Source organism: Conyzicola lurida (assembly GCF_014204935.1).
Taxonomy (GTDB): domain Bacteria; phylum Actinomycetota; class Actinomycetes; order Actinomycetales; family Microbacteriaceae; genus Conyzicola; species Conyzicola lurida.
In genome coordinates this window covers 3,335,565-3,360,333 of the sequence record NZ_JACHMJ010000001.1, presented here as the reverse complement: position 1 = coordinate 3,360,333, position 24,769 = coordinate 3,335,565, and the positions used below count along the sequence as shown (strand labels likewise).

Here is a 24,769-nt window from a genome sequence, read left to right as displayed (position 1 = left end):
CGTCACGCCCGTCAGGAGCTGCTGCCCTGTCGAGAATGTCCACGCCGCCGTCGCCGCGGGAAGGGGTGATCCGTGTGGACCTCGGGTGTTCCCGGTTCACGAACACTAAGACCACTGTTTCGATGTCGTTGCCTTCGAGCCGGGTTCACTCCACACATGTCATGTGAGCAGTTGCGCCCACGATCAAGGAGGGGGATAACTTTCGAGTGCACAAGGTCGAAGTTGCTATCGTTCGCGTGTGGACCTCGCCGAAGTCGGTACGCCGAACTGCCCGTCGTGCTTGACGCCCCTCGACGTCGCCGGCTCGGACGAGAGCCCCTTCTGGTTATGCCTACGTTGCGGAGTGGTCCACCTCGTCTGATGGGCACGTCCACCTGCCTAGTAGGGCCGTTGGTCGGCCTTCTGCCGGTCGTGGCCGGTGTGTGGTCGCCGGCGCTGGTGGTAGTTCGAAAGCTACGCAACGCAGGGCACGGGTGGGCGTGCTTCCGGCTCTTAGCTCGAGTATGAACGGGTTGCTTAGGTGCAGCGTTCGGCAGCGATACGCTGTCGGCCGTCTTCAGTATTCGCAGTCGAGCCGTACTCTGCGTCGTCTCCCGGGCCGGCTGGCACGTTCAGTAGCATTCTGCGGGCCGGGATGTTGCTGGGTTTTTCGGGCTCACAATGTAGACATGCGGCAAGTAACGGGCTGTCGGTGAAACTTTCCGGAATTTTCCGATGATCTCATCTGGCTCTTTGACGTGCGCACTCCGCCTGGAACTGTGCTGGATGTTAGGTATTCGAGCCGGCGGCCACTTGCGCATCGACAGACTCGCTCCAGATCCGCATACTTCCGCGGAAAATCAGCCTGACAACACGCAAGTTACCGCCCCAACGAAAAATTACCAGCCCTCGGTGCCCTATAAAGTGCTGTTCAGAGGGTAAAAAACGACCCCGGTTACCAGTTACCACTTCTGAGGGGTATACCCCTAAGGGTAGAAGGAACATACTCTCCCCTCCATCCGGGGGTATATATGCCCCTTTGCCTCGTAGTGTATGTATTTCTGTTAAAGGTGGTAACTGGTAACTACTACTACTAAAGGGGCCTCGATCCCTTTGTTTATATGGGCCCAGCTTGTTACCACCCGCTGGTAGAACGCGGTAATTGTGGTAACTCCAGAGCGTTGAACCGGTCGACGCGTCTGAATCTCGACGAGGTTGGGGCTGGTACGTCGTCGGGCCCCGTTTTCGCCGCATGTCTTCCTGGTGAGTCCGAAAGCTCTCGATCGCCCCGGCCCGCAGAATGCTACTGAACGTGCCAGTCGAACCGGGGGATTCGCAGAGCGGGACTCGAGGGCCTTACCGAAGAGAGACAGCACCAAGCCGGACGAGAACGATCGTCCTGAACCAGATATAGATTTCTTGACCATCAGCGAAGTCGGGCGCGGAGGAGTCGCCCGAATGCAAGTGAGCGCAAAGCGAAGGCGAGTCGACGACGTGCGAGCAGCACCGGACATGCCGTTCGATGACGTTCCACTGCTACATGTTGCCGGCGCCGTCTTCCAGGACTAACCCTTCGTGGGTTTGTGTTCGTCCGGCTTGATGGTCTTCGTTCCCCGAATCGCGCCGTTCTTTCCGTAGATGCGCAGCTCGCCGCCGCCTGAGTTCTTGATGATCTTGCGCGCGCCGTCTATCGCGTCTTTCTGAGTCCGGAAGTGTCCGCTCTCTACACCCCTGGCGTTGACGATGGTCCAACCGTCCGCGGAGTGGGTTACCCACGCTCCCTTGCCGGTCGTGCTCGACCTTCCGCTCTTACCCGTTTTCGCCGTCTTGCCGGACTTGCCCGAGTTGACGAACCTGCCGGTCTTACTCGATCTACCGGACGTACCGGGATTGGACTTCTGGACTTCCTTCTTCCAATCGTCGTCGTCGCCACTCATCGGCCGACCGTCGATGTCGGTGTTGGGGCGGGCGATTTGCTCGGTTGCGGTTCGTCATTCGGCACGACTGCCCCGAGAAGGGCGAGGGCAATACTCAAGGACAACGCGATAAAGCCGGTGCGAGCCCACTTCCCCCGCGTCATCAGCCACTTCTCGTCCGCTTCGAGAACCTCGAGTTTGATGTCGAGCAGTTTTTCGCGCCCTGCTCGCACCGGCATCTTGGACATGCCCGTCCTCATCTTTCGGACGTCCAAAGCGTCGCCCTTCCGCGGGAAGACCACGACGACACCGCAGATGGCAGCCACGAACGAGAGCAGCAGGTTCGCGATCAGCCAACCGGACGGCGTGCTGTCGACTTGCAAGGCGCCGACGACGCTAGCCGCGCCGATGAGGATGGTGGCGCGCTGTTCCATCGACGCGTTGCGGTCGACGAAGGAGGCCATCTCAGTACTGAGCTCAGCGGAGATGAGGTCGAACGCCTCGTCTCGAGCAGACCGGCGGAAACTCACCGGCTCGTCAGCTTTTCCCCTTGGCAGGGGGCGTCGGAGGACGCGGACGGTCCTTCGGCTGCTGGGATTCCGAGTGAGACAGCCGATCGTCGCTCTTTTGAACCTGCTTCTTCCACGACTCTTGGTCGCCAGGGGGCTTCTCGGTCAACTGCTCCTCGTTCATTTTTGATTGTCCCTCGAGTCTACGAGGTGGCGACGACACACCGACACCGGACAGTGGTCGATCTCGCGAGCTCGCGAGCACGCCGGCGCGTTGACCGGCACGGGGCGAGTTGGAAAGCAACTGTCCGAGCTGACATTGGAGCAGAGTGGCCAGTGGCGCGTGCTCAGTCCGACGGGTGTGCTTTTATTCGACTTGGAAGGAATTCTTCCCAGTTCGACCTACCGACCGCCAGCAGCTCTGCCCAGGCGCCCAACGTGATCGGAATACTTGCAGGTTCGGAGAACTCCCGATCGAAGACGACTCGGGCGACGTGAACAGCACCGTATTCCTGCGCCGCGAACTACCGCGAAATTCTGGGTAGTTCAGATCGACGATGTCACGAAACTGTTTGCGGGCGTGATCACGCTCCAGAACGTCGGCGCGGGTCAGGCCGTGGCCTAGAGGGCCGGTGGCGATCCGGCCGTCCGACCTTCCGCGAGCGTCCCACGGAGCGCGTGAGAACGGTCTTCCTTGTCTTTGCCTTCGATCTTGTCGACGAGCATGTCGACGGACACTCGCCCCATCTCTACGACGGGCACGCGGTAGGTTGTGAGGCCGAGGAACGGCGCGGCCAGGGCGCCGATCGCGTCGTACCCGGTGACGGTCAGGTCGACCGGCGCTGCCAGGCCTCGAAGCCGCAGATCTTCCATGATGTCGACTGCTGCCCCGTCCGTCGGGAACGTTCCATGCCGAAAGTGTACCGGCGACCTAAACTCACCTATTTTCGCGGACGCGGATCACCGTCATCCGATATGGGCATGACGAGCTGTTTTAGCGAATACGAAGCGACGGCGTCCCGTGGCGTGTGCAGGGCGCCGTCGTCGTCTACGAGGAAGGCCGGCCAACACCGCTGCGCGACCGGTTTGGCTAATTCTCTCGCGCCCGATCCGACAGGGCGAGATACATCCCGCCGCCAGCGATGACCGAGTCGAAGAGCGCCACGGGCCACGGCGCGCCAGTTCCCGAGTAGGCGACGAACCCTGTCAACCCGATCGTGTAACAGATGACCAGACGCGCTGCCGAAAGCCGGTGGGTCTTCACCCGCTCCCACAGGCCCAGCGCATCGCCCAGATCGAAGAGCACTTCGTCAGTCAGCTGGGCCGACTCCTGAAGGGCTTCGAGAGGCTCCATGAGCGACGGGTCGTTCTCCGCGTCGTCGAACGCGTCGGCGACGTCGGCCGTGCGAGTACGGAACCCGACGAAGTCGGCGCCGAACGTCCCTGGCTTTTGGGTGGCGACGATGGCGGCGTCAAGCGATGCCCTCAACGACGGGTGCCGGTCGGCGGCTTTCAGGACTCGTCCGAAGTCGTCTGCGGGTGTGCCCGATTCGGCTCGGAAGCCCTGTTCCAGGACGGCGTACCGAGTCTGCAGAGCAGTCATCGTGGGAATCGCCTGGTAGCGGTTGAACGCGTCTATGACGGGATCGAACGAAGTGGCGTACATCGACTGCTGTTTGGTGGCGAGTGCGGCTATTGCGCCGAACTGGGCTTCGTACCGTGTGACGTTCGCCACAGCCATCGCAGCCGCATCTTGGATGCGGGCGACATTCGCATAGGTCGACGCGACCTCCGCTTGGTAGAAGCGGGAAGCCGCGGTCACGGTCTTCGCGATGTCATCGTGATAGCGGGACACGGCTTCGAACGCGGGCGTCAACGTGCTCGCGATAAGACGTTCCTGCTGTCGCTGCGCTTCCGTCGCCGCGGTGACGAGCTGTCGGATCTGGTTGTAGTCGGTCACGGCCGCGAGCGTGGTCGTGATGCCCTTCGCTTGGGCGGCGTAAGAACGGAGTGCGGTGGTCAGCGCCTCGGGAACGACGACGGAAAGGCTCGCGTCGTGGATTGCCGGGGCGGGGTACGGCTCGGCGGCTGCGTTGACGGCGTTCGCTGCGTCGTGTGCTGGCGTCATAAGTCGATCATGGCAGGCCAAGGGCGCCCGAGCCGTGCGCAGATACTGTCTGCCGCGAAACGGAGCGGTCACGCGAGTGAGTGGGATGCGCGGGCGCTCGACTCCTCGAAGAATAAATACTCCACGAACCACCCGAGCGGCCCGCCGGTGCTTGCGGGGTAGAGCCCCGTGCTGGTCAGTAGTAGTCCATCCGCCCGCGGTTGTACGAGTCTCGGAGGTGCGAGACCGCATCCGCGGGATAACCGCCCTTGGGAGCGGTTCCCATCACCGTCGTCCACAGCTCCGCCGCGTACAGGGGCGGCGTTCGCGTGCCCGAGTTGTTCTCGTCCTCCGCGTGGTCCATGCCGAGGTTGCCGGCCCTCGCTAGATCGTCAGGAGTCAGTTCCATGCGGTCACCGTATCGAAACCGGACGACATCGGTTCGGCTCCTGGACTCTTGTTGATTGGCCAAGCCGCCGTGCAGATGGGCGTTACCCGCGGATCCTGCGCTTTGCAGGCACATCAGCGAGTGTGCCGCGCATGAGAGGTTCATGAACCAGCCTCTGAAATCGATGCCACTCCCCAATGAGACCCCCCGAGCCCTCGACGTGCTCAGCAATGCAGCGCAACTCGCGGCCGTTGCCTACGCGCTCCACACACTCGGGACGAACCGGTCCGTGTCGGAATCTTCGCGGCCGGAACGGCCGCGCGACGAGACACCCGTCCTGCCGTTCGAACATCTCCACCTGTTGGACAGAGCATTGGACGATTAAAACGGCAGATAAGCGGATGGGATGGAGGAACGTCGAACCAGCACGCGACTAGCCGGCTGCCCGTTTCGTCGATCAGCCCTGTCGGATGGCGAGGATCTGGTACCCCGGCGGCAACTTGGCTTCGAGCTCGATGCGAGCGAGAGCGAGCGTTTCACCTTCGGCTTCTATTTCACTGGTCTCAGTAGGGCGGATAGTGGCGACGTACTTCATGAACCCATCCTGCCTGAGCGATGTCGCTCAGTTCCGCTCAACCGCGGAAGCCCACACCCACGCACGGTGCGGTCCGTCAGGAGAATCCCACTCCACGGCCACCGCCTTCGTCGTCCACGCGACCGCTCGCCCGTTGACCCGGATACCGATCCGCCCGTAACGCACCCATGCGGTGACCGGCAACGGCCGAGGGGTGCGGGTGAGGGGCTCGGTCTTCAACTCGAGCTCCGTCGCCGTGAGCGATTCGGGCGTTCCGCCACGCATGATCGACTGGTCGGCCTGGACGCCCATGCGCTTGTCGATCGAATCGGCATATCTCTTGCTCGTACCCACGTAGGTTGCTCCCGTCTCGGAAGCAGCCGGCCCTGCAGAAACCCAGATTACGGTCCGGCGACGACACTCGCCAGCAGACAGACTCCCTTGAAGGCAGGGCGCCAGAATGGCGCTCTCCATCGTTGCGGTCGGCAAATGCGACCCAGTCAGTACGCGCTCTTCGCCCGTGGTGCCGTCGGAACTTCACGCGACGGATGAAAACCTCCCAGCCGACCTGACGGTCGCCCCGCGATCCGTAGGCGTTTGAACGGAAGTGGAAGATCACTCAATGTCTGGTTAGGTTCTGTCGCCAGCCGGAAATCATCCATACGTCGGCGGGTTCGCCGGCGCTTCTGACGGGAGTGGAAATGAATCGATTGAAACGAACATCGGTCTTGACGGCGGTTGTCGCCGTGGCAGTATTCGCCTTCGGGTCTGCAATGCCAGCTTCGGCTTCGGAGATCCCCGCCAATGATGGCGACGCGCGGGTGATCGAGTGGTACCTCGCCCACGGCGTCGACGAGGACGTAGCGGCGTCGTTGGTGGCGAAGTTCAATTCCGGCGAACTGCTGGATTCGATGAAAGCGGACAGCGTTCCCGTCGACATCGCCACGGTGACGACGGCCGACGAAGAGATCACGACGAGCACGTTCGCCGACGGTTCCGTTTCTGTCGTCGCCCTCGAGACGCCGAAGCCGGCTGACCCGAATGCGCGAGGAATCGGCACCTGCTCGTCGATCACGTCCGGCACCGGGTACACGAACTACACGAACTGCGACATCTGGGGTTCGAACGCGTACCTCGAGCTTCATTTCCGTGCGGACTACACCCGCTCAGGCGGCACGAACGGGTCCATCGCACGTGTCGGCTCCCCGTACCAGTACGCAACCGGAGGCACTGCAACCACCCCGCAGTTGTCGATCACACGTTCGTTCTCTAGTGCCGCCGGCCCAGCGACCGCTCAGGGGGTCTCGCAGTACAGCAGCTCGGCAACCACCTTCACGGCGTACCTGTACTTGAAGGTCGCCGCCAACGCCACTACGTCCACCACCGGTCTCTAAGGGAGAAAACAATGTCGCAACGAACCGCAACAAAATCACGTATCGCTTCCCGCACCCTTGCCGCGGTCTCGGTTGGAGCGGTGCTCCCCGTGCTCCTGTCTCTGGGTCTGGCCGCACCGGCGTCTGCAGAGACCGACCCGGAATGGGCACCCGTCTTCGAGTACCTCAGCGCGAACGGGGTACCCCAGGCGACGCAGGACGAAGTAGTCGCCAAGATCGCAGCAGGCGAGATCCCCGAATCGCTGCGTGCGAGCACCGTGCCTGTAGAGACCTACGAAGAGCTTCTCCCGACGAGCCACAACCTCGTCGAAAAGTTCTCCGACGGCTCTGTGAGGGTCACCGAGTTCGAGGTCCCCGACGAAGAGGCGCTCGCACCCGGCGCCGGTGCCAGGGCGATCACCGGCTGCACGTACACGACGGGCACCGGCTACTCCAACTACGCGAACTGCTCGGTCAACATCGTCACCGAGCTCGCCACGACCAAGTTCAAGGCCAGCTACTCGAGGAACGCGCAGTTCGGGCAGATCACGGCCGCCAGCACCCCGCAGGTCGTTGCGAGCTACGGAAGCGCCACCCTCCCGACGCTCTCAGTCATCCGTGCCAAGTCGTCCGGCTCCCTGGAAGCACTCGCTCAGCTGCACAGCTACTACACCAGCCACACCGGCACGAGCAGCGAGGACCTATACCTTTCGCTCCGAGTCAACGCATCGACGGCTTGGAGCACCAACTACTAAGAGCACGTCCTCGGCAACTGCTAGATCGCAGACCTGACAGTTGTCGTGAGGGCGTCCCGTCCGACGGGGCGTCCTCACGACACGAGGCCTGACATGGCAGGCCACCACGAGAACTTTCCAATAGACGAATCGAAGAGCCGGAGTACGATCACACAATGAGCGACGACAACCAGACCGAACCGGTCATGTCAAACGAGCCACGGTCGGAGCTGATCAAGGGCCGTTGGTTCGGGCTGCTTTCCATCGTCGCGGCCGTAGCGTCGTTCACGCCCAGTCTGCGAATCGTAATGCTGCCAGTGATAATTCTGCTTGTTATCGTCGGCCTTCAAGGCGGGCCTTTGGCGAGAGGCCTCTCGGTCTTCGGGCTCTTGATCGGCCTCATCTCTGCAGCGATAACCTTCATCCCGTTCTGGACGCCGCTCCTCTAAGGAAAATCGGCGGCGACGGATGGATCCCTCGCCGTCTCAGTCTCGACTTTCGACTAGGCCGAGAAGCACGTGCCGCGCGACGCGGGCTCCACGCATCGCGATCGAGAGGAATCAGATCATGGCACTCCACATCCAAGGATCGTGGGAGGGATGGTCGGGCGAGACGATCGTCGAGCTTACCGACGGGTCGGTGTGGCGACAGGACGAGTACCGCTACGAATATCGATACGCGTACCGGCCGGCGGTGACGATCTCCCACGGGAAGATGGATGTCGCCGGGATGAGTCGGCCTGTTCGCGTGCGTCGAATCAGCTGACGTGCCATAGAAGACGTGGACGATCGCGAGGGCCGAGCACCTTGTTTCGGCAATCTGTAAGGAAACCCGCGGAACAGGAAATGACTTCGCTGAGGCCCAAACGGCGTCTTCCAAAATCGAGGAGCGGCAAATGGACATTCCGACCGGCGACAACGACCCGCTGCCCGTTCTAATCCACTGGGTACCCGCGCTCGCAGAGCCAGCCGTCTCGAGCCTCGCAGTCAGCCTCTCGGGGATTTTCTCGACCGAAGACATTTCCGCATAGCCGAATCAACCACCCGCACTCGTGCAGGCGACCTCCGTCCCCCGCGCGGCGTGCCGGCCCAGAGCGGGAATGGGCGCGTCGGCCTGTCGCGGTGGACTACGAGACTTCCACCTATCCGGGGACAAGGTGCAGGTGCAGGAGCGGCGCGTAGTTCTACGTCCGGACCACGCCGACCAGGTGGGCGGAGAGCCCCGCTGCGACCGTCGACGAAGGTCCCGTAGGGCGACGATTCCAGGCCGCCCGTCTTCGCGGCTGCCGCGGCCGATCCCGAAAACGCGGCAGTTGTCCTACGATGAGTATGATCAATGCTCACGGAACTCGTGGAGATTTTCACCCTCGGCTGTTAGGTACCCGACCCTGCCGGAAACATCTGTAGAGAACGACAGTCATCGGAAGGCGCAGAAGCGTGGTCGGAAGTATCCCCGGATGACGAACTTGGACCCGGACGGGCAGTTCTCTGCTTTCTATCGGGCGCACTATTCATTGATCCTCGCGACGGTCGCGAGGCGTCTCAGCGACTTCGCGACGGCGCAGGATGTTACTTCAGAGGTGTTTCGAGTGGCTTGGGCTCATCACGTCAGCGGGGGCGAGCTAACCCTCGCCTGGTTGTACGCGGTTGCGCGGAACGTCGTCGGAAACGAATACCGGCGTCGATCACGCGCCGCGGCCCTCGCGGACAAAGCCGAGAGCCAAGCGTACGAGGCCCATTCGTCCATGAACGAGGAGGCGTCCGACACCCGTAGGGCGATGATGCGGTTGAAAGACAGCGATCGCGAGATCCTTTTCATGGCGTACTGGGAAGACCTTTCCGGTGCCGAAATAGCTTCCATTTTGGATTGCAAACTCCCCACGGTGTGGGTCCGGCTCAACCGCGCGCGAAACGCGCTGAAACACGAACTCGGCGGGCCTGCCGCTGAGGTGCTCGGCGACCTGCGGGAGCGGGGTGCAAACGCTCATGGATGATTTCGAACGCCGTATCCGCGCGTCGAATCCGTCGCCCGTCGGACGGCGCGCACCACTCACGGTCCGCGCCGAAGATGATCTCGCAGCTCTCCTGTCGACCAATCCGAGCACAGTGGCCTTCCCCGTGCACTCTCGACGCAGGGCCGACGCGCGCGCCTGGATCACGGCGATCGTCGCGGTCCTGGTCCTCGCATCGGTGTTCTTCGCGGGGAATGTGCTCACGAGACCGGTGGCGAGCGCAGCGACGCCGCCGCTTCTCACTGGTTCGCCGGTCGACGGCACTCTGGAAGACGTCTTGGAGAGGCTGAGCGTGGCCGCGCAGAACAACCAGAACGAGACTCCGAGCCGGCAGCGATCCATCGTGTACGAGACGTGGTCGGCGAACATCACAGTCGGCGAGGACAAGACCGTCGACGTTTTCGTTCAACCTCAAGAAATAGAGCGCACCTGGTCAGATGACCTCTCGGGTCGGATTGTGACTCGCGCTGGGGCTGTGAAGTGGGGAGAACAGACGGAGTCGGCGCCTGCTGCGGAGCCGGGCGCGGTCCTCGACGACGGGACCTTCGGGCCGGGCGAGTACCCGGCACTATTCCCCGAGACGCCGCCGGCGTCAGCAGACGAGATGCGCGCCTATCTCTCCAGCGTGCTCGGCCTCAGCAGCGTATCCACCGCCGGCGAATGGTTCAAAGCAATCCAGGATCTTCGGGTCGACTGGCCGCTGACCGGCGGCCAAACATCCGCGCTCATACAGATCATCAAGACGCTTCCTGACGTCGTCCTGGCGGGGACGGTCACCGACCGGCTCGGGCGGGAAGGCATCGCGCTCGAAACCGAGACCCGCGCTGACGGGAACTTCAAGGACATCCTCGTTTTCGACCTAGCCACCGGTCTTCTCCTTTCCGCTGAAGACGTCTACCTAGGCGGACTTGAGGACACCAACTTGCCCGCAATGACCGTCCTCAGTTACACCGCATGGAAAGAATCCGAATAGATGAGAAAACTCGCAGTAGCTATAGCCGCCGCACTCCTTCTTATGGGGTTGGGCGCAGCGCCCGCTTCCGCATTGCCGGAAGAAGACCAAGGCCTGCAAGCTCAGATAGACGGCGTGCTCGCCGACTTCCCGGGCGGGGTTCAGATTTCGGCGACGACGGTCTCGTGGGACGGCGGCGCGATCCTCCTCACGTTCCCTTCCCCGGGTTCCCGTGCAATCGGAACGTGCGCGACCGGCAGCTACTGCGCATTCAGCTCCACCAACTACTCGGGCACGAAGCTCGCCTTCACAGGATGTTCCGCGGAAGGTACAGCGAACAGCCTCGCGCAGCTCGGCGGGTCCGCCCGCTCTATAGCGAACGCGCGCACATCCGGAACGGTGAGAGCAATGAACGGCACAACCATCGTGCACACCCTCACCGCCAACAAGGGCGTCGGCGTGAACTCGACCGCTCTCACCAATCTCTCCTGCACGACCTGATTCAACGCACTAAGTGGCGGCAGCGCAGCCGCCACGACCGGACCCTGACGCCCGCAGGGTCCATCGCCGACATCGAACGTGGAGAACGACATGCGACTACTCCCTCAAGTCCCGCCGACCGCCGAACAGCTAGCGCTGCTCACCGAGAACAAACCGGGCGTGCTCCTCATCAAAGGGGCCGCGGGTAGCGGCAAGACTACGACAGCGCTGCTCCGACTCCGCCAACTGTGTGCGTTCTGGGTGAACCGGAAGGCGCGGCTCGACCTGCCCGGTCCAGTGCGCGTTCTGGTGCTGACGTTCAACACGACGCTCAAGGGCTACATCGAAGCGCTCGCGCAGGAGCAGATCAAGGAACTCGAAGGGCTCGAACTGCGCGTGGTCACCTTCGCCAAATTCGCCCGTGATCTCGCATCGGAAACCGTCGCGCTCGAACCGGACTACTGCGAAGCGCTGCTGCGCGGGCTCTGCCGCAAATTCGGCGGCGACCTCGACTTCGTCAAGGACGAAGTCGAATACGTCCTCAGCCGTCTCGAGCCCGAGAAGCTCGAGGACTACATCGGTCTCCGCCGTATCGGCCGAGGCCAGTCGCCGAGGATGGAGGCGGCCACCCGACGCCGCCTGCTCGACGAGGTCATCTACCCGTACCGGGACCGCAAAGCCGAATTCGGATGGTCTGACTGGAACGACCTCGCCATCGCGGCCGGCAAGATCTCCGCGGACCCGTGGGACGTCGTCGTTATCGACGAGACACAGGACTTTTCCGCCAACCAGCTCAGGACCGTCATGGCGCACGTAGCCGACGACCACCAGGTGACTTTCGTCATGGATGCGGCCCAGCAGATCTACCCCCGCGGCTTCACATGGCGGGAGGCGAACGCAGCCCCCGGCACAACTCGCACGCTGAAAACGAACTACAGGAACACTCGCGAGATCGCCGCGTTCGCGCGACCGTTCGTCGAAGGGCTGGAAATCGGAGACGACGGCGAGCTTCCCGACTTCTCTGCAGCTACGCGGACCGGGCCCCTGCCGACCGTGCTCACCGGTCTGTACAACGGCCAGCTGGACTGGGCGATCGAAAACGTCGTGAAGCCGGCGGTGGCCGCGAACGAATCTGTTGCCTTCCTGAAGCCGCGAGGCGGGCGTTGGTTCGACACCGTGCGCACACGCCTCGACACGGAACTGATCGCGTGGGTGGAGCTCACGCAGAAGTCCACCTGGCCGGGCGGCGACGAGAACGTGGCGGTCAGTACCTTGCACTCCGCGAAGGGACTCGAATTCGACCATGTCATCTTGCTCGGTCTGAATCAGCAGGTCACCCCGCACGGCGAAGAGGCCGGCGATTCGCAGTTCGAGTCGCTGCGCCGCCTCGTCGCGATGGGTCTGGGCCGTGCGAGGACGTCCGTCACCATCGGATACAAGAAGTCGGAGGCGTCCTCGGTCGTCACACTGATGAACGACGGAACCTACACGAAAGTCAGCGTGTGAACGCCGCCGGCGCCGCCGTCCTCGCCAGCGCTCAGCAACGCGGCATCACCGAGATCCTGCACTTCACCACGAACCGCGGCTTGGTTGGCATCCTCGCTTCCGAGAAGCTCCTCAGTCACGACCGGCTCGAAGAGGACGAGTACCTCGAGAACATACGTCTCATGAACTCGCCCAGCCGTGCCGGCGACGCCGACTGGACTGACTGGGTGAATCTGTCGATCTCGCGCGTGAACGGCCGGATGTTGAAGTCCTCGAAGAAGTGGCATCCCGAAGACGACATCTGGTGGGTGGTCCTCGCATTCGACGTAGAGATCGTCGGGCACGACGACGTCGAATTCGCGACGACGAACAACACCTACGGATGTGCACTCCGCGGCAGCGGCGTCGACGCGTTCGACGCGCTGTTCGCTCCTTCCGTCGAATGGGGACACTACGGGTCCATCTCGCGCAGGTACCAGGGAATGCCCTCATCGCTTCCTACGGACCCGCAGGCCGAAGTCCTTTACCCCGTGTCCATAGGCCTCGAGCACCTACGCGCCCTCTACGTGGCCGAGCCGGGGCAGGTTGACGAAGTCGCCGGGTTTCTCGCCGTGTTCGCCGCTGCCTCGAAAGTCGACCTCTCCGGTGTTGCTGTAGCGTGCAATCCAGACGTATTCAAAACAGCGTGACCCCGGCAGCTCGCTCATCGCAAAGCAGTCGGTCGCGCCAGCAGTTCAGCTACACAGACGACGAAAGGAGCGCGATGTCCGGATCAGAACCAGCCTCCGTCGGTCCCTCAGGGCGGGAACTCGTCCGGCTCGAGAGGGCCAGCGCGTCGATTTTGTGGTCCGCCTGGGCTGATGCTCTCGGGTTCGTCTCCGAACTCGTCGACGAACGTTTGTTCCACACGCGGACCAAAGGCCGGCCCCTGACCGATACCTTCGCCTGGACGCGACGGGTCGGCGGAAAATTCGGCGTCGCTATCGAGCTGCCCGCTGGCACCTACTCGGACGACACACAGCTCCGTCTCGCGACCTCGCGGGCGGTCTCCGGCGACGGCTTCGACGTCGAGGCGTTCGCCCGCATCGAACTGACCGTCTGGCCCGCCTACGCTCTCGGCGGAGGCCGCGCCTCGCGAGCAGCTGCAGCGAACATGACCAAGTCCGGCGCGACCTGGTCGACGAACTTCTTCCCCGGATGGACCAAGGCGGGCGGCAACGGCGCCGCGATGCGGATCCAGCCGCACGTCTGGGCTGCACGGGACCTACAAGGCGACGAGTACCTGACGGACGTCATCCGCAACTCGATCGTCACCCACGGGCACCCCAGGGCGCTCGTCGGAGCGGTGCTCCACGCGCTATCGCTCGCGCATGCTCTCGCACACGGCGCCGCACCGTCGCAACGCGACTGGCACGGACTCCTCGAACGGGCGGCCCGAGCGATCTTGGCTTTCGACCGCGACGACGAGCTCATCTCCTACTGGCGGCCGCGATGGGAATCGGAAACCTATGAGTCGCTTGACGTCGCATGGTCGGCGACGGTCGACGAATGCCGCAGCGCCTTGGCTGCCTGCGCGCCGCTGGTCGAGGCGATCGGAGCGTTCGCGGACCCTGACCGCGCCCAATCCGCAGCCGACGCCTATATCGAAGCGGGCCGTATCCTCGGCCTATCCGACAAAGACACCCGCGGGAGCGGCACGGCGACCGTCGTCGCGTCGATGGTTCTCGCGGCAGCCCTGCCCGACAACCCGCGCCACGCAGCGGTCCTCGCCTCCTCGATACTCGGCACCGACACCGACACGATCGCCACCATGGTCGCCGCTGTCGTCGGCGCGGCAACAGCAACTCCTGCCCCGGACGGGATTCAGGACCGCAAATACCTTCACGACGAAGCGGACCGGCTCACTCGGGTAGGTGTCGGGCGTGCTGCGCCGAAGTTCTCCTACCCCGACATACTGCGCTGGACCCCGCCACACTCCCAGCTGGACGTCGTCGGTCTGGTTGACGGAAGGCCCGCTCTGGCGGGACTCGGATGGCTGACCTTCACCACCGAGCAGTCGACTGTCCGCGAGTCCGCGTGGGCTTGGGCGAATACGTCCTTCGGCCCCAGCGTGCTCATCAAACACCGCACCACGCTGACCGAACTTCCCGCCGGCAACGGGCCTCGTGTACGGCGCCCCCAGCCTGTGGAAGCCCGCTCAGCTGCTGTCCCGACCAAGCAGGCGGCGTCCCGTCCCTCGGAGCCTCAGCCGGCACTATTCGACGAGATCGCAGTCAAATCGAAGCCGGAAGCATCGTCACGGACCGTGAAATCGAACGCATCGCGCGACTGGCCGTTCGGCTCGTCGATCGACATCGACCTGATCCTCGTCTGGCTTCAGAGAAACGGCTTCTCGGACAGCGCAGTCGGACAGGCGCTCGGACGGATCGCACGGGACGGGACGCTCGAGCAGATGGCGACCTTCGCGGGCGCGGTCCGTTCGTCGCTCCAGACTCGCCGCTAGTTCTTTCGGCCGGCGGGTGCCGCGCATGTTCCATCCGACCAGGAAATCGTCCCGGTCGGAATCGAGGACATCATCATGGACAAGACCAACGAAGCACCCGCGACGGAACGCACGGAACTGATCGGAACTGTAGCGAGGCTGCTGTTCGTCACCCGCACCGGCGAACTGCCGTCCGTGTGGCCGAACGCCCCGGAGAGCACTCGCGCCCGCTACATCGGCGAAGCAGAGGCTCTCGCTGCGGCGGACCTGCTCAAGGACGTCGGATAGTCAGAGTGTCGTCGCGCCCGGGTCGCTCTCCGGCCCGGGCGGCGACTGCCGTGCGACTGCCGTGCCGGCAGCCCATAGCGCGGCATGTGCATCCCTGATCGCGGCACTCGGCAGTTCCGGGAGCCACACGGCGACGCCGATTCGTTGCCCGATCGAGTTGAAACTCGTGGTCAGGTTCAGTACAGATCCGGACTTCGGGATCACATACCGGTCGTGCATCTGCGCCAGTGGCAGTATCCGCAATTCGAATCCGGAAGCGACGGAGGCCTCGACCATGTGCTCGAACACAGCAATCTTCGGGCTCGGTTTGGACCTCCCCGGACGGGACTCGTCCGATGTGAGGACCCGGCTGACGCTGGCCAGACGGAGAAGGTCCTGTAGACCGTCGCTTTTCAAATAGGGGTCGACGACCATCGCGTCGTCGGTTCCCGCGATCTCGCCAATGATCTTCGCGTAGGCGAAAGGATCGTCGGGGTCGATCGCCTTGGCGACTACCATCTGGATGTCCAATGCGGCTTCGTCGTTCATCGCGCCGAGCACCGCAATGCCCAGCGCGGTGATCGACAACCGCTTTTCCGGGACGAGCGCCGCCCAACCTAGGCGGACAAGATACGTGGCGAAGCTTTCGAATGACGCTCTTCCCGCGCGCAGGTCTTCCGATCGCTGGAACTCCTCGAAGTCGCTGGTCCAACGGATCATCCCGCTGCCAGGCGCAGGAAAAAACCGAGGGGTCGGTCCGCCTGCGTAGGCATCAAGCTCGGCAGCTGTCGGAGCGTATCCGTGTCGTTGTACCGAGCTCAAGTAATGGAGCGCTTGGCGTGCCTCGGACGATGCGATTTCCATAGCCGAAGACTATCCGTGGCCGTCCGTTATCCGGGCCGCCAGCCGCAGCTATTGGTAGGTCCGCCATTCCGAATCGGTGACGGGCCTGAAGTGACCATTCGGGCACCGCCACTCGTCGATGTTCTGGGGGTGGCTGAACTGGGAACCTGCTTTTCGCCGCTCGACCGGTGCGACCGCGAGGACCATGGTTCCGTCGCATTGAGCGCATTCCTGGGTGTACATCTGGTTTTCCTCTTCGACGGGCGGAAGTGCCGGGGCGGACGTAAGCCCGACCGCCCCGGCGCTCCCTACGGGCTAACCTTTGCCGAGCGTCGAGCCCGCGCTCGACTTGGACGTCTTCGACGACGAGTTGGACGCAAGCGTCCTACCCGCCTTCGACAGCGATGCCTTGGAGGGCTTTCCTGAACTGGATGATTTTCCCATTTTCGTGTTCCGATTCTTTTGGTGATCGGACAGATACACGACCGGCAGGCGTAGCGCCAACTGGTGTAGGCCCTATCGAGGGCCTAAGGTCGAAGAGTCCCGCTAAAGACACTGCAACCCCGATCTGTCGTTCGAGCCCCCTCGACCATGGCCGATCGGGGTTCTTTTTGTTACGCCTCTCATCCTAGACGACTGCGGCGACACACGCCCCTCTAACGGCCGATCTTGACCAACGTGCACAAGATGCCAAACTTACGGTTTTATCGTGCCTAGAGGGCATGCAGGCCCCTTTTAGGGGTATTTCTGCGGACTTATCCCCACTAAGTGCGAATTACAGCGATGTTATTCACAGGCTGTGGATTCGCCACGCCGATCTGTGCACAAGTTATCCACAGTTCCGCCAAGCGCTCTATTCGCCCTTTTCTGCGACGGCGCGGGTCTTGTGGGCGTGTCGGGGGACGGCGAGACGATGATGATCTGTTCCGAATGCGGCAGGGCGTGCAGTGGATCCTTCGACGAATTCATTTCTGCCGAACGGATAGATGACGTTCCGCGCACCTGGTCGCCCGTGGTCGTCGCGCGCCGACGGCGGCTTACGGGTTGGTCGTCGGAATCGCATGCTCCGCCGGGTGCCAATTGCTCCGCCGGATGGAGGGGCACGTTGTTGGCCGCGGCAACTGTCTGTGAACGCGTTGCTTGCTCACTGTAGTCACGCGGAAGAACAGAAAATTCGCGAAAAGCGGCGTTTTCGTACACTGGATACTGAAAATGTGGCATCATCGACGCATGTCGGAAGAAACTGAAACGCTGCAACAGCTCGAGGCCAGCCGCTCGCTTGAGCTTATTCGCTGGGTCGGTCGATGGGTCTTCTGGCGCGTTAACAAGGATTTCGACCCAGACGCAGGTCACGATCAGGCGGTGATCGGCCTCCTTGCCTACAAGTACTCCTGCGACCTGTTCGACCGACTGGCAGCTGCCGGCAAGTACAAGTTGCCGCAGGGCGAAACCGTAGAGAGAGGATTTGACCTGCTCGCGACCGGACTCAACCCGGACGCGTTCAACGAGTTCCTCGTCCTGGACCGCTCGCAGATCCAGCGCAACGACTACGCAGGTTCGCCGGCGTGGTCGGTGGGCAACGTTCGTTGGGTGCTGCAGTCGATGCCATACGGCGAAGTCGACAGGATCAACTGGAACGACAAGAGCGAAACCAAGCAGACCGTCGGCCGGCAGCATTTCGACTACGGCCACGCAACGCTGTGGGAAGCAGGCGACGACGAGTTCGAACTGGCCCATGACTTCGGGGTGCCATTCGACGGCACGACTTTCGTGCTCGCCCACGGCTTCGATGGAGAGCGCGGCGACTACGAGATTTACTTCGGACGGAGCCGAGCCTCCGATCAGCCGGGAGACGGCTCGTGGCACTGGCGGAAGCTGGTCGCACAGGGCGGATTCGGATCTCCCGACCGCCCGGCTGACGAACTCACGGATCTCCTCCCCGGCACCCCGCCTGTTCCGATTGCCCCCGACGCTTCCGTCCGGTTGCGATCACAGGCAACCACCGAGCGCTCCGCGGCACAGGAATAGAAAGCACCTTCGCAACAATGTCTTCAACGAATCGTCCGACGGGACGGTCTTCCAACGCGTCCGTCATCTTCGACCCGCAAAAACTCACCCTCGCCCGCCAATTGGCAGGATTGAGGAAGATCGAGCTGGCGGATCGGATCGGCATGGCCCCGGCGTCCGTGTCCGGGTGGGAATCCGGCGCGCAGAAGCCCAACGAAGCCGCTGTCGCGAAGCTGAGTCTGGTGCTGCAGGTCGAACCGCACTTCTTCCATCCGGCCGGCCTCAACGCGTTCATCCCCGCGATGCCGCACTTCCGATCCCTCCGGGCCACCAGCCAGAAGCTGCAAGACCAGGCCTATGCGTATGGACGGCTAGCTTCCGATGTTGCGTCGCTGCTCGAAAAGTCGGTGGAGTTCCCAGCCCCTGACCTTCCATCAGTACCTGTGGACGGGACTCAGACGGTATCCGGACTTCCGGAAGAGGCGGCAAGGGAAACCCGCCGTCATCTCAAACTCGCCACGGGCCCAGTCCCGCACCTTATCCGTCTCGTTGAGAACGCCGGAGTGCTGGTCGTTTTCAGCCCGTCACAGACAGCTTCGATTGACGCCTACTCGTTCGAGAGCTCGACTCGCCCTGTCATCGTCCTCAATCCTGAAAAGGACGACTACTACCGGCAGCGCTTTGACGTCGCACACGAATTGGGGCACCTGATCATGCACTCGGACGCAGAACCAGGCGGCCGAATCGTCGAAGACCAAGCGCACAGATTCGCATCCGAGTTCCTCATGCCCGCCGACGAGATAGGCCCGCATCTTCCCAAATCAACAACCGGCAGCGGGTGGACGCAGTTGCGAGCGCTGAAAGAACACTGGGGAGTCAGCATGCAGTCACTTCTCTTCCGTGCCCGCGCTCTCGGGATCATGGGCGATGTCAGCTACCGCAACGCGATGATCGCCATATCCCAGCGAGGGTGGCGACGTGCAGAACCCGGGAACGTCGGTGTCCTCGAGATGCCGTCACTGCTGCCTCAAGCCGTGCAGATCCTCGAAAACGCGGGCATCCCTTCCGATCAATTGCTCAGAGGTCCGGGTCTCCCGCGCCCCGTCTTCGAGATCATCACTTCCCGCACCCCGATCAGAGGACGAAGCGTTCTCGGTGTTGAGGATGAATCTTCGGGAGCGGAGCGGAGCGGACCGGTCGCGATCTAGGAAATCGCACGGATTCGCTCGTCGCAGATGGTTCTTGCCACCCGTCTGGCTCCGTTACGCCGAGATAGGCGGCCATCATCGGTGAGACGAGCACGACGGTGTCTCCGTCAACGGCTCTAGCGGCTTCCAGCAGTGCCTCCGCGCGGGCGACACGGGTCCACGCTTGGTTCTCTGCACTGTCGAACCACTCCCATTCGAGCGCGAAGGTACGGGGCGGCCGCCTGCGAAGGAGGAAGAGATGGATCGGCAGCTCGAGGAGGAGATGCCACCACCGCCACGCCATCAAGCGGTCACGCTCGTTGTGAACGACGATGTCGTCCTCGGTGGAGTAAGGCAGGACGCCGGAGCTGTCTACCCAACCATGCGGCGACAAGGCGCCAGCGACGTCACTTGCATGCTTCGCCAGTCGCGCCTGGCGTGCTCTCGCCCGTCGCCCGGCTACCGGTTCGTGGAGCAGGTGACCTTCTGCGACGACTCTCCCGCCAGCGTCCCGCACCGCGTCGAGGTAAACAGCCAGTTGCGGCCACCACTGCTCGTGGGTGATACCGGGCACTGCGATGAAGGTGACGCGGGCGGTCTCGGCGTACGACACTGGCGAAGCGGTGAGCGCGTCAGCGATCGTATCGCGCAACCCGAGGCGGCAGGCGGGGACCTCAGACTCTGTTCGGTGCATCATGTCTCCTCTCCATCGCAGAGACATGCGGCAAGCCACATCCGCACCGACGACCGATCAGATCTACAAGGCCCACCACGAGATCATTGCGATCCCGATCACGAGGGACAGCAGGCCGGCCCAGTCGGACGCGTTCAGCCCGTTGTGGTGATGGCACCTAGCGCCGAACCACCTCTTCGGATTCCCGCAACGCCCCGGAACCGAGCGGTTGATGCTGTGACAGCGGCTCCAGCACATGACGGTGACGATGAACGGCACGAAGATCGAGACGGCGACCAGGGCGACCCCGAAGTCACCGCTGCCGGCGGGCAGCCGATCCGCGATCCCGGCGAGTGAAGCAATCAGAAGGCCGAAGAACACCCACAAGCCGAAATGGTTGACCACCCTGTCCGCTGGGGCTGGGGCTGGGGCTTGGACGGTGCGGGACGGCACCGGCACCGAACTGTGGGTCGGAGGAACGACCGACAAGGAGAGCTTCACCTCCGGGAGCGACTGCCTCGGACGGGAGCTTGACTGGTTGGTGGGCGAATAGTTGCCGTGGTGCTGACAGCGGTTCTTGGGGTTGCGACAGGCCGATCCGTCTTGAGTTCGGGCTCCGCAGTACATCCCTCAACCCTCGCCCATCCACACAGACTGCCGTTCGTTTACAGACCCCCAGACCTAGGGTCACAGTTGCGTAGAGTTCGTCGATGGCGGGACCGATGTCGCCGCCTTCGCGGATCAGCTCGGCGAAGCGACGGTACTCTCCGGGAGCGATCTCGGGATAGTCATCGGACATGTTCAGTGCTCCTTCGCTTTCAGGCCGTCGAGCAGGGTCGCGGCCGTCAAGAACGGAAACGGCCCGCCGACGAACGCCGCCGGCACGGGAACACGGGTGACGAAAGTCGCCTCGACCCGGTACGGGGCTGTCGCGTCTCTGGGCGGGAGTCCGAGCGCAGCGGCCACTTTGTCGGCATGCGGGGCGAGGTCGTCGTACTTGCGCTGCAGCTGGGTGGCATAGGCGTTCTTCTTCCCGTCGAGGTAGAAGTCGTCAAGCTGGCGGCTGATCTGAGGGATTGCGAAGACGTTTGCGGGATCTTTCGCCTCCAAGAGATGGATGACCGAATCCCCAGCTCGGCCGGCGACGGCGTCAATCTCGGTCGACAACGATGTGAGCCCGAGCCGTTTCGGCTTCGTCTCCTTGATGTTGCTGACGACTGACCATCCGTCCGTTACCAACAGCGCGACGACGTCTTTCTCGAGCGCTGTGTTCTTCGCGTCGCGGAACCGCTCCAGAGCACGTTCGAGAGGAACAGGAGGCGCGGGTTGGCTCCACGGGAGCTGCCCCTGGTTGAGGTAGCCGCCAAACACTTTCAGTGACGAGAGTAGGAAGTGCGGAGCGACGAGAACCTCACCAGTGCTCAACGTCGGCAGCGGTTGAACGAGCAGGCGCCTCAGACGGGTCCGGGCGAGCCACGGCCGCCAATCGTCCTTCCGCAAGCCCTCGCCGGTGCTGGTGAGCAAGGCAAGGGCAGCGGTGACACGGGCTTCGCCGCTCTCCTCCTCGCCCAAGGTCGTATTACTGAGCACCCATGCGAGCATCTGATCGACCGACATCGACTTCACCTCAGTGTCGCCAGGCGCGTACTCGATTCCGGCGAGAGACAACAGAGTCGCATAGATGTCGAGCGAAGTCGCCCCGAAGGCGGCGAGCATCTCCACGTCGACGGCCTCATGAAGCGAAGCGGGCACCGCGCTTTCCGGCCAGTCGTCTTCGAAGCCTTCCCGGATTATTGCTTCGGAGTACTCGGCGCCGTTCAACTGGTAGGGATTTCTCCCGCCCTTGGCAGGACCCATAAGAGTGACGTCTTGGATGGTGATCTCGAAAAGATCGCTGATTTTGATCGCCGTTGGGGTGACTTGGTAGTGGATGCTCTCGCTGCGTGCGGTCGCTTCCAAGTAGGCCTTGGCGGCTGCAAGGATTCCGCCCCATGCGGGCTCGTCCATGATCTTGTCGCCGGATGGTGCTGAGCGAAGGGCCGCCTCGACGACAATTTCGTTATACCGGCGCAGCACGTGTCCTTGCGCGTGGGTCTGGGCTGCGCGGTCGACTGGATCCCAGCTGAGCGAGAGCTCCCTAGCGGATCGTCGGACGTTCTCGAGCTTCCGGGCGCTGTTGTCTACCGTCCGCTGAAGTTGTTCCATCCCGAAGGCAACCAACTTGTCGCTGCTGTATTCACTGAGGCGCTCTTCGAGAAGTTCTAGGGCGATCGCCGCAAGCACATCTCGGTCGAGAGTTTTCGCCTCGTCGCCTTCGTACAATTTCGGTACGACCCCCGCGGCCTTCACCCGTTCGGCGATCATGCGGTTGGCAGTGGAGACGAAGGCGTCGTCGATTTCGACAGCAGCGCCAAGATTGTTGCGCCTCGTCTGAGTCTCTGCCACATTCAGGGTCATGGTTGGCGGGGCGGCCAGCACTGCAGCAAACACCCTTTCGGTCTTGGCCTGGCTGATGCCGGATTCGACCAAAAGTTCCTTCATCCAAGTCGCGAACTCGGAGCGGATCGCGGGAGAGTCGCCGTCGCCCAATTCGGCGAATCGTTCGAAGTGGACGTTCACTGTCGCGTGGACGATTCCTCGGTCGTCAATGGTTACGTCTGACACCCACTGTGCGCCAGTCTCGGCTGCACTCTCTTCCCGGATCACCTGATCCAAGACGTATCCGGCAATACCCGAGTCGTCATGGGCGGCCGTCCACTCGTCCAAAACAGCTTCGACGGCGAAACCGATCGACCCAGCCATGTCGTGGAGGAGCTGACGGTGCTCGCGTTCGTTCCGCGTGGCGTCTCCGGCGGATATGGCAACGGGAATTGGACCGGTGTGCACCGACCACCCGGCCGGAGCCGGCCTGAAATGGCGTCCGGACACATCTCGCGGTATATCGTCGGCGTCAAGGTCGGGTTCGGCGTCCACCCACCGGTAGACAGCTACTGGGGCCTCACGGGCGTGGCTGACGCCAATCGTTTCTCTCAAAGCAGGCAGGCCCAAGACCGCGAGAGCCTGCTCGGCAGAGGTCCATTCCGCCGTCCTCTTCCACTCCTCCCCGCTCGCGTGCGGCTCGATGACCATGATCGCGCCGGTGTGCGCGCCAGTGAAGAATGCTTTTCCGTTGTCCCGCCAGGTCTCCCAGTAGTCGATTGCTTCATACCCGATTGAGCCCGTCATCGCTGGAGAGGAAACGTCGCGGCAGAAGTTGAGGAGATCGAACTCGCTGTCAGCGGAGGTCGACATCCACCGCAGGTCGTCCAACGACACGCTCGCCAAGCCCCCTCTCTGGGGGACGATGATGTGGTCCGGTGTCGAAACGACGAGAAGCGGCACCACTTCTACGCCCCGGTCGAGGTGCACCTCACCTCTGGGGAACTTCACGGTGACGCCCGAACCCGTTGCAGCTTTTCGGGCGACCATCGATACGGCAAAGTCCTCGCGGAATCCGATTCGGTCCGCATCCATTCCCGAGAGCACCTGCACGGCCAACGTGAGCTGCTCGCCCAAGGGAATGACCCACTGAACCACGTTCTCCGGCGAAACGGCCGGGCCCTTGGATAGATCGGGCGGCCCATACAACATGTGCGCGAACCTCCACAGGTACTCCCGCGTCGCGGAAGCCGACGCCTGTGCGAACGCGAAGTTGGACGCAGAGTCTTTGGAGATTGTTTTCGCGAGTTCTCCGACGGCGGAGCTGAGGATCTCGGGCAGGAAAGCGAGAGGTAGCCACCGAGGCGACTCGTCCGGTGCTGCGCGGAACCGGAGGAACCGTCCGAAAGGGCTCTGCGCGTGTCCCGGCTCGAAATCGAAATCACTGACCTCAGACGTCATCCACTCCAATGCGAGCTTCTGACGGTCGTTCGAGACGAGCTGTTTCGGTGTCCCTAGCTCGAAGATTTTCCGAGCCACATCCAGTTCGGCCGCTGTGAGTGACGTGGATCCATCAGGTAGCTCGCCGCCCGGCCACACAACGGCGAAACGTTCTGTGACCAAGTCCACGTATCCAAGTACGACGTCCAGCAGGTCAGCGATACCGAACCCGTGTATCCCGACGAGTTTGGCGTCTAGTGCAGACGAGAGCAGAAGGGCTCTGTCCACATCGGCAACCGGCCGCTCGCTGGAACCGGGAAACAGACGGATCGTCGAATCGCCGATGCGGACACGGACGGCCAGCCTGGGGTCGGGGGCGAGGTAGTCCTCATAGGCGGAATACCCCGGATTCGCCGCATCGACCGCTGCGAGCAACTTTCCAAACGTCGTTTCAGGGGCCGTGGGCTTCGAGCCGGACAAATGCGCTCTCGCAAACGCATGCACGAGGAATCCGATCGACGACCAACGCCGTCGCACTGTAGGCGAAGCGCCCGCCGCGAGCAGCAGTGTCCAGAGACCCTCGCGGTCGTATTCGCCGACAATGGCGGACAAATCCACCGCGCCTGCCTTCGGCTGCTTCTTCGGCTTCTTGAGTTTGTCCCGGCCCATAGCTAATACAACCGCGAAGCGTCGCCAAAACCTACTGAACAGATCAGTGACACCGGCCCGGCCCGCCATTGTCCTGAATTCTGTTGGATTGCGGCGGAAGATGCGCCGCAAAACCTAGATTTTTACTGAGTTCTTCACGGAGGATTTTCTCAAAGTGTGCGGAGGATCCTGGTTCCAGTCGACCCCTTCGAGTGCAAAAGTTCCCTGTGTTTGGGCGAGGGCGTGGCGTGAAAAAGAGTTATGTAAACGACCCACAGGTCTCTTACCAAGACAGT

Annotated in this window: 23 protein-coding genes and 1 pseudogene; 14 read left to right on the top strand and 10 right to left on the bottom strand. The window is 62.7% G+C overall.

The genetic code is table 11. From position 1 onward, the window contains the following. Window positions 1-1,544 precede the first annotated feature (1,544 nt). The 7 genes from HD599_RS16330 to HD599_RS16300 all read right to left on the bottom strand — a co-directional run bounded on the left by HD599_RS16330 (window position 1,545) and on the right by HD599_RS16300 (window position 5,827). Window positions 1,545-1,916 (bottom strand): DUF2188 domain-containing protein, encoded by a 372-nt coding sequence (locus tag HD599_RS16330; protein ID WP_184239553.1) that lies wholly within the window; start codon window positions 1,914-1,916, stop codon window positions 1,545-1,547. Then, complete coding sequence (locus HD599_RS16325) at window positions 1,913-2,359, bottom strand: hypothetical protein (RefSeq protein ID WP_184239551.1); 447 nt, start codon at window positions 2,357-2,359, stop codon at window positions 1,913-1,915. The genes HD599_RS16330 and HD599_RS16325 overlap by 4 nt, the downstream gene beginning before the upstream one ends. A gap of 666 nt (window positions 2,360-3,025) precedes the next feature. Then, window positions 3,026-3,349: a substrate-binding domain-containing protein gene (locus HD599_RS16320; protein WP_343062165.1), complete on the bottom strand. Its 324-nt coding sequence runs from the start codon at window positions 3,347-3,349 to the stop codon at window positions 3,026-3,028. 145 nt (window positions 3,350-3,494) lie between these two features. Then, window positions 3,495-4,532, bottom strand: a complete 1,038-nt coding sequence (locus HD599_RS16315; protein ID WP_184239540.1) for a hypothetical protein — start codon at window positions 4,530-4,532, stop codon at window positions 3,495-3,497. Window positions 4,533-4,707: 175 nt separating this feature from the next. Then, on the bottom strand, window positions 4,708-4,920 hold the full coding sequence (locus HD599_RS16310; RefSeq protein ID WP_184239538.1) for a hypothetical protein: 213 nt from the start codon (window positions 4,918-4,920) through the stop codon (window positions 4,708-4,710). Window positions 4,921-5,356: 436 nt separating this feature from the next. Then, window positions 5,357-5,494 (bottom strand): hypothetical protein, encoded by a 138-nt coding sequence (locus HD599_RS16305; RefSeq protein ID WP_184239535.1) that lies wholly within the window; start codon window positions 5,492-5,494, stop codon window positions 5,357-5,359. Window positions 5,495-5,521: 27 nt separating this feature from the next. Further along, window positions 5,522-5,827, bottom strand: a complete 306-nt coding sequence (locus tag HD599_RS16300) for a hypothetical protein (protein WP_184239533.1) — start codon at window positions 5,825-5,827, stop codon at window positions 5,522-5,524. A 419-nt stretch (window positions 5,828-6,246) separates the two neighbouring features. Here HD599_RS16300 and HD599_RS16295 point away from each other — a divergent pair, with 419 nt between their 5' ends. The 12 genes and pseudogenes from HD599_RS16295 to HD599_RS16245 all read left to right on the top strand — a co-directional run bounded on the left by HD599_RS16295 (window position 6,247) and on the right by HD599_RS16245 (window position 15,278). Further along, entirely contained in the window at window positions 6,247-6,867 is a 621-nt protein-coding gene (locus HD599_RS16295) for a hypothetical protein (RefSeq protein ID WP_184239531.1), read from the top strand. A gap of 11 nt (window positions 6,868-6,878) precedes the next feature. Continuing rightward, window positions 6,879-7,601: a hypothetical protein gene (locus HD599_RS16290; protein WP_184239529.1), complete on the top strand. Its 723-nt coding sequence runs from the start codon at window positions 6,879-6,881 to the stop codon at window positions 7,599-7,601. 155 nt (window positions 7,602-7,756) lie between these two features. Continuing rightward, window positions 7,757-8,029, top strand: a complete 273-nt coding sequence (locus HD599_RS16285) for a hypothetical protein (protein WP_184239527.1) — start codon at window positions 7,757-7,759, stop codon at window positions 8,027-8,029. Between the two features lie 118 nt (window positions 8,030-8,147). Continuing rightward, complete coding sequence (locus tag HD599_RS16280; protein WP_184239525.1) at window positions 8,148-8,345, top strand: hypothetical protein; 198 nt, start codon at window positions 8,148-8,150, stop codon at window positions 8,343-8,345. A gap of 130 nt (window positions 8,346-8,475) precedes the next feature. Further along, a complete protein-coding gene (locus HD599_RS18240; protein WP_281381847.1) occupies window positions 8,476-8,610 on the top strand; it encodes a hypothetical protein in 135 nt (44 codons plus the stop codon). Window positions 8,611-9,036: 426 nt separating this feature from the next. Then, window positions 9,037-9,573: an RNA polymerase sigma factor gene (locus HD599_RS16275; RefSeq protein WP_184239522.1), complete on the top strand. Its 537-nt coding sequence runs from the start codon at window positions 9,037-9,039 to the stop codon at window positions 9,571-9,573. Then, the gene (locus HD599_RS16270; protein WP_184239520.1) at window positions 9,566-10,564 is read left to right on the top strand and encodes a hypothetical protein; all 999 of its coding nucleotides are present in this window, start codon (window positions 9,566-9,568) and stop codon (window positions 10,562-10,564) included. Before HD599_RS16275 ends, HD599_RS16270 begins: the two co-directional genes overlap by 8 nt. Further along, window positions 10,565-10,921: pseudogene (locus tag HD599_RS18395) on the top strand (peptidase inhibitor family I36 protein); the annotation flags it as partial. A 201-nt stretch (window positions 10,922-11,122) separates the two neighbouring features. Beyond that, window positions 11,123-12,529 (top strand): 3'-5' exonuclease, encoded by a 1,407-nt coding sequence (locus HD599_RS16260; RefSeq protein WP_221420534.1) that lies wholly within the window; start codon window positions 11,123-11,125, stop codon window positions 12,527-12,529. Next, entirely contained in the window at window positions 12,526-13,197 is a 672-nt protein-coding gene (locus HD599_RS16255) for a DarT ssDNA thymidine ADP-ribosyltransferase family protein (RefSeq protein ID WP_184239515.1), read from the top strand. Before HD599_RS16260 ends, HD599_RS16255 begins: the two co-directional genes overlap by 4 nt. A 74-nt stretch (window positions 13,198-13,271) precedes the next feature. Next, window positions 13,272-15,011 carry an ADP-ribosylglycohydrolase family protein gene (locus HD599_RS16250; protein WP_184239513.1) on the top strand — a complete coding sequence of 580 codons (1,740 nt, stop codon included), beginning with the start codon at window positions 13,272-13,274 and terminating at the stop codon, window positions 15,009-15,011. Between the two features lie 75 nt (window positions 15,012-15,086). Further along, window positions 15,087-15,278, top strand: coding sequence for a hypothetical protein (locus tag HD599_RS16245; RefSeq protein ID WP_184239511.1), 192 nt, complete (start codon window positions 15,087-15,089; stop codon window positions 15,276-15,278). Here HD599_RS16245 and HD599_RS16240 read toward each other — a convergent pair whose 3' ends face one another. Continuing rightward, window positions 15,279-16,121: a hypothetical protein gene (locus HD599_RS16240; protein WP_184239508.1), complete on the bottom strand. Its 843-nt coding sequence runs from the start codon at window positions 16,119-16,121 to the stop codon at window positions 15,279-15,281. It abuts the gene before it with no gap. A gap of 1,209 nt (window positions 16,122-17,330) precedes the next feature. Between HD599_RS16240 and HD599_RS16235 the strand changes: the two genes are divergently transcribed. Both HD599_RS16235 and HD599_RS16230 read left to right on the top strand, forming a co-directional pair. After that, complete coding sequence (locus HD599_RS16235; RefSeq protein WP_184239506.1) at window positions 17,331-18,128, top strand: hypothetical protein; 798 nt, start codon at window positions 17,331-17,333, stop codon at window positions 18,126-18,128. Between the two features lie 17 nt (window positions 18,129-18,145). Then, the gene (locus HD599_RS16230; protein WP_184239504.1) at window positions 18,146-19,315 is read left to right on the top strand and encodes an XRE family transcriptional regulator; all 1,170 of its coding nucleotides are present in this window, start codon (window positions 18,146-18,148) and stop codon (window positions 19,313-19,315) included. A 736-nt stretch (window positions 19,316-20,051) separates the two neighbouring features. Here the strand turns inward: HD599_RS16230 and HD599_RS16225 are convergent. Together HD599_RS16225 and HD599_RS16220 are read right to left on the bottom strand one after the other, a co-directional pair. Then, entirely contained in the window at window positions 20,052-20,372 is a 321-nt protein-coding gene (locus HD599_RS16225) for a hypothetical protein (RefSeq protein ID WP_184239502.1), read from the bottom strand. A 396-nt stretch (window positions 20,373-20,768) separates the two neighbouring features. Continuing rightward, window positions 20,769-24,494, bottom strand: a complete 3,726-nt coding sequence (locus HD599_RS16220) for a hypothetical protein (protein ID WP_184239500.1) — start codon at window positions 24,492-24,494, stop codon at window positions 20,769-20,771. Window positions 24,495-24,769: the final 275 nt, after the last annotated feature.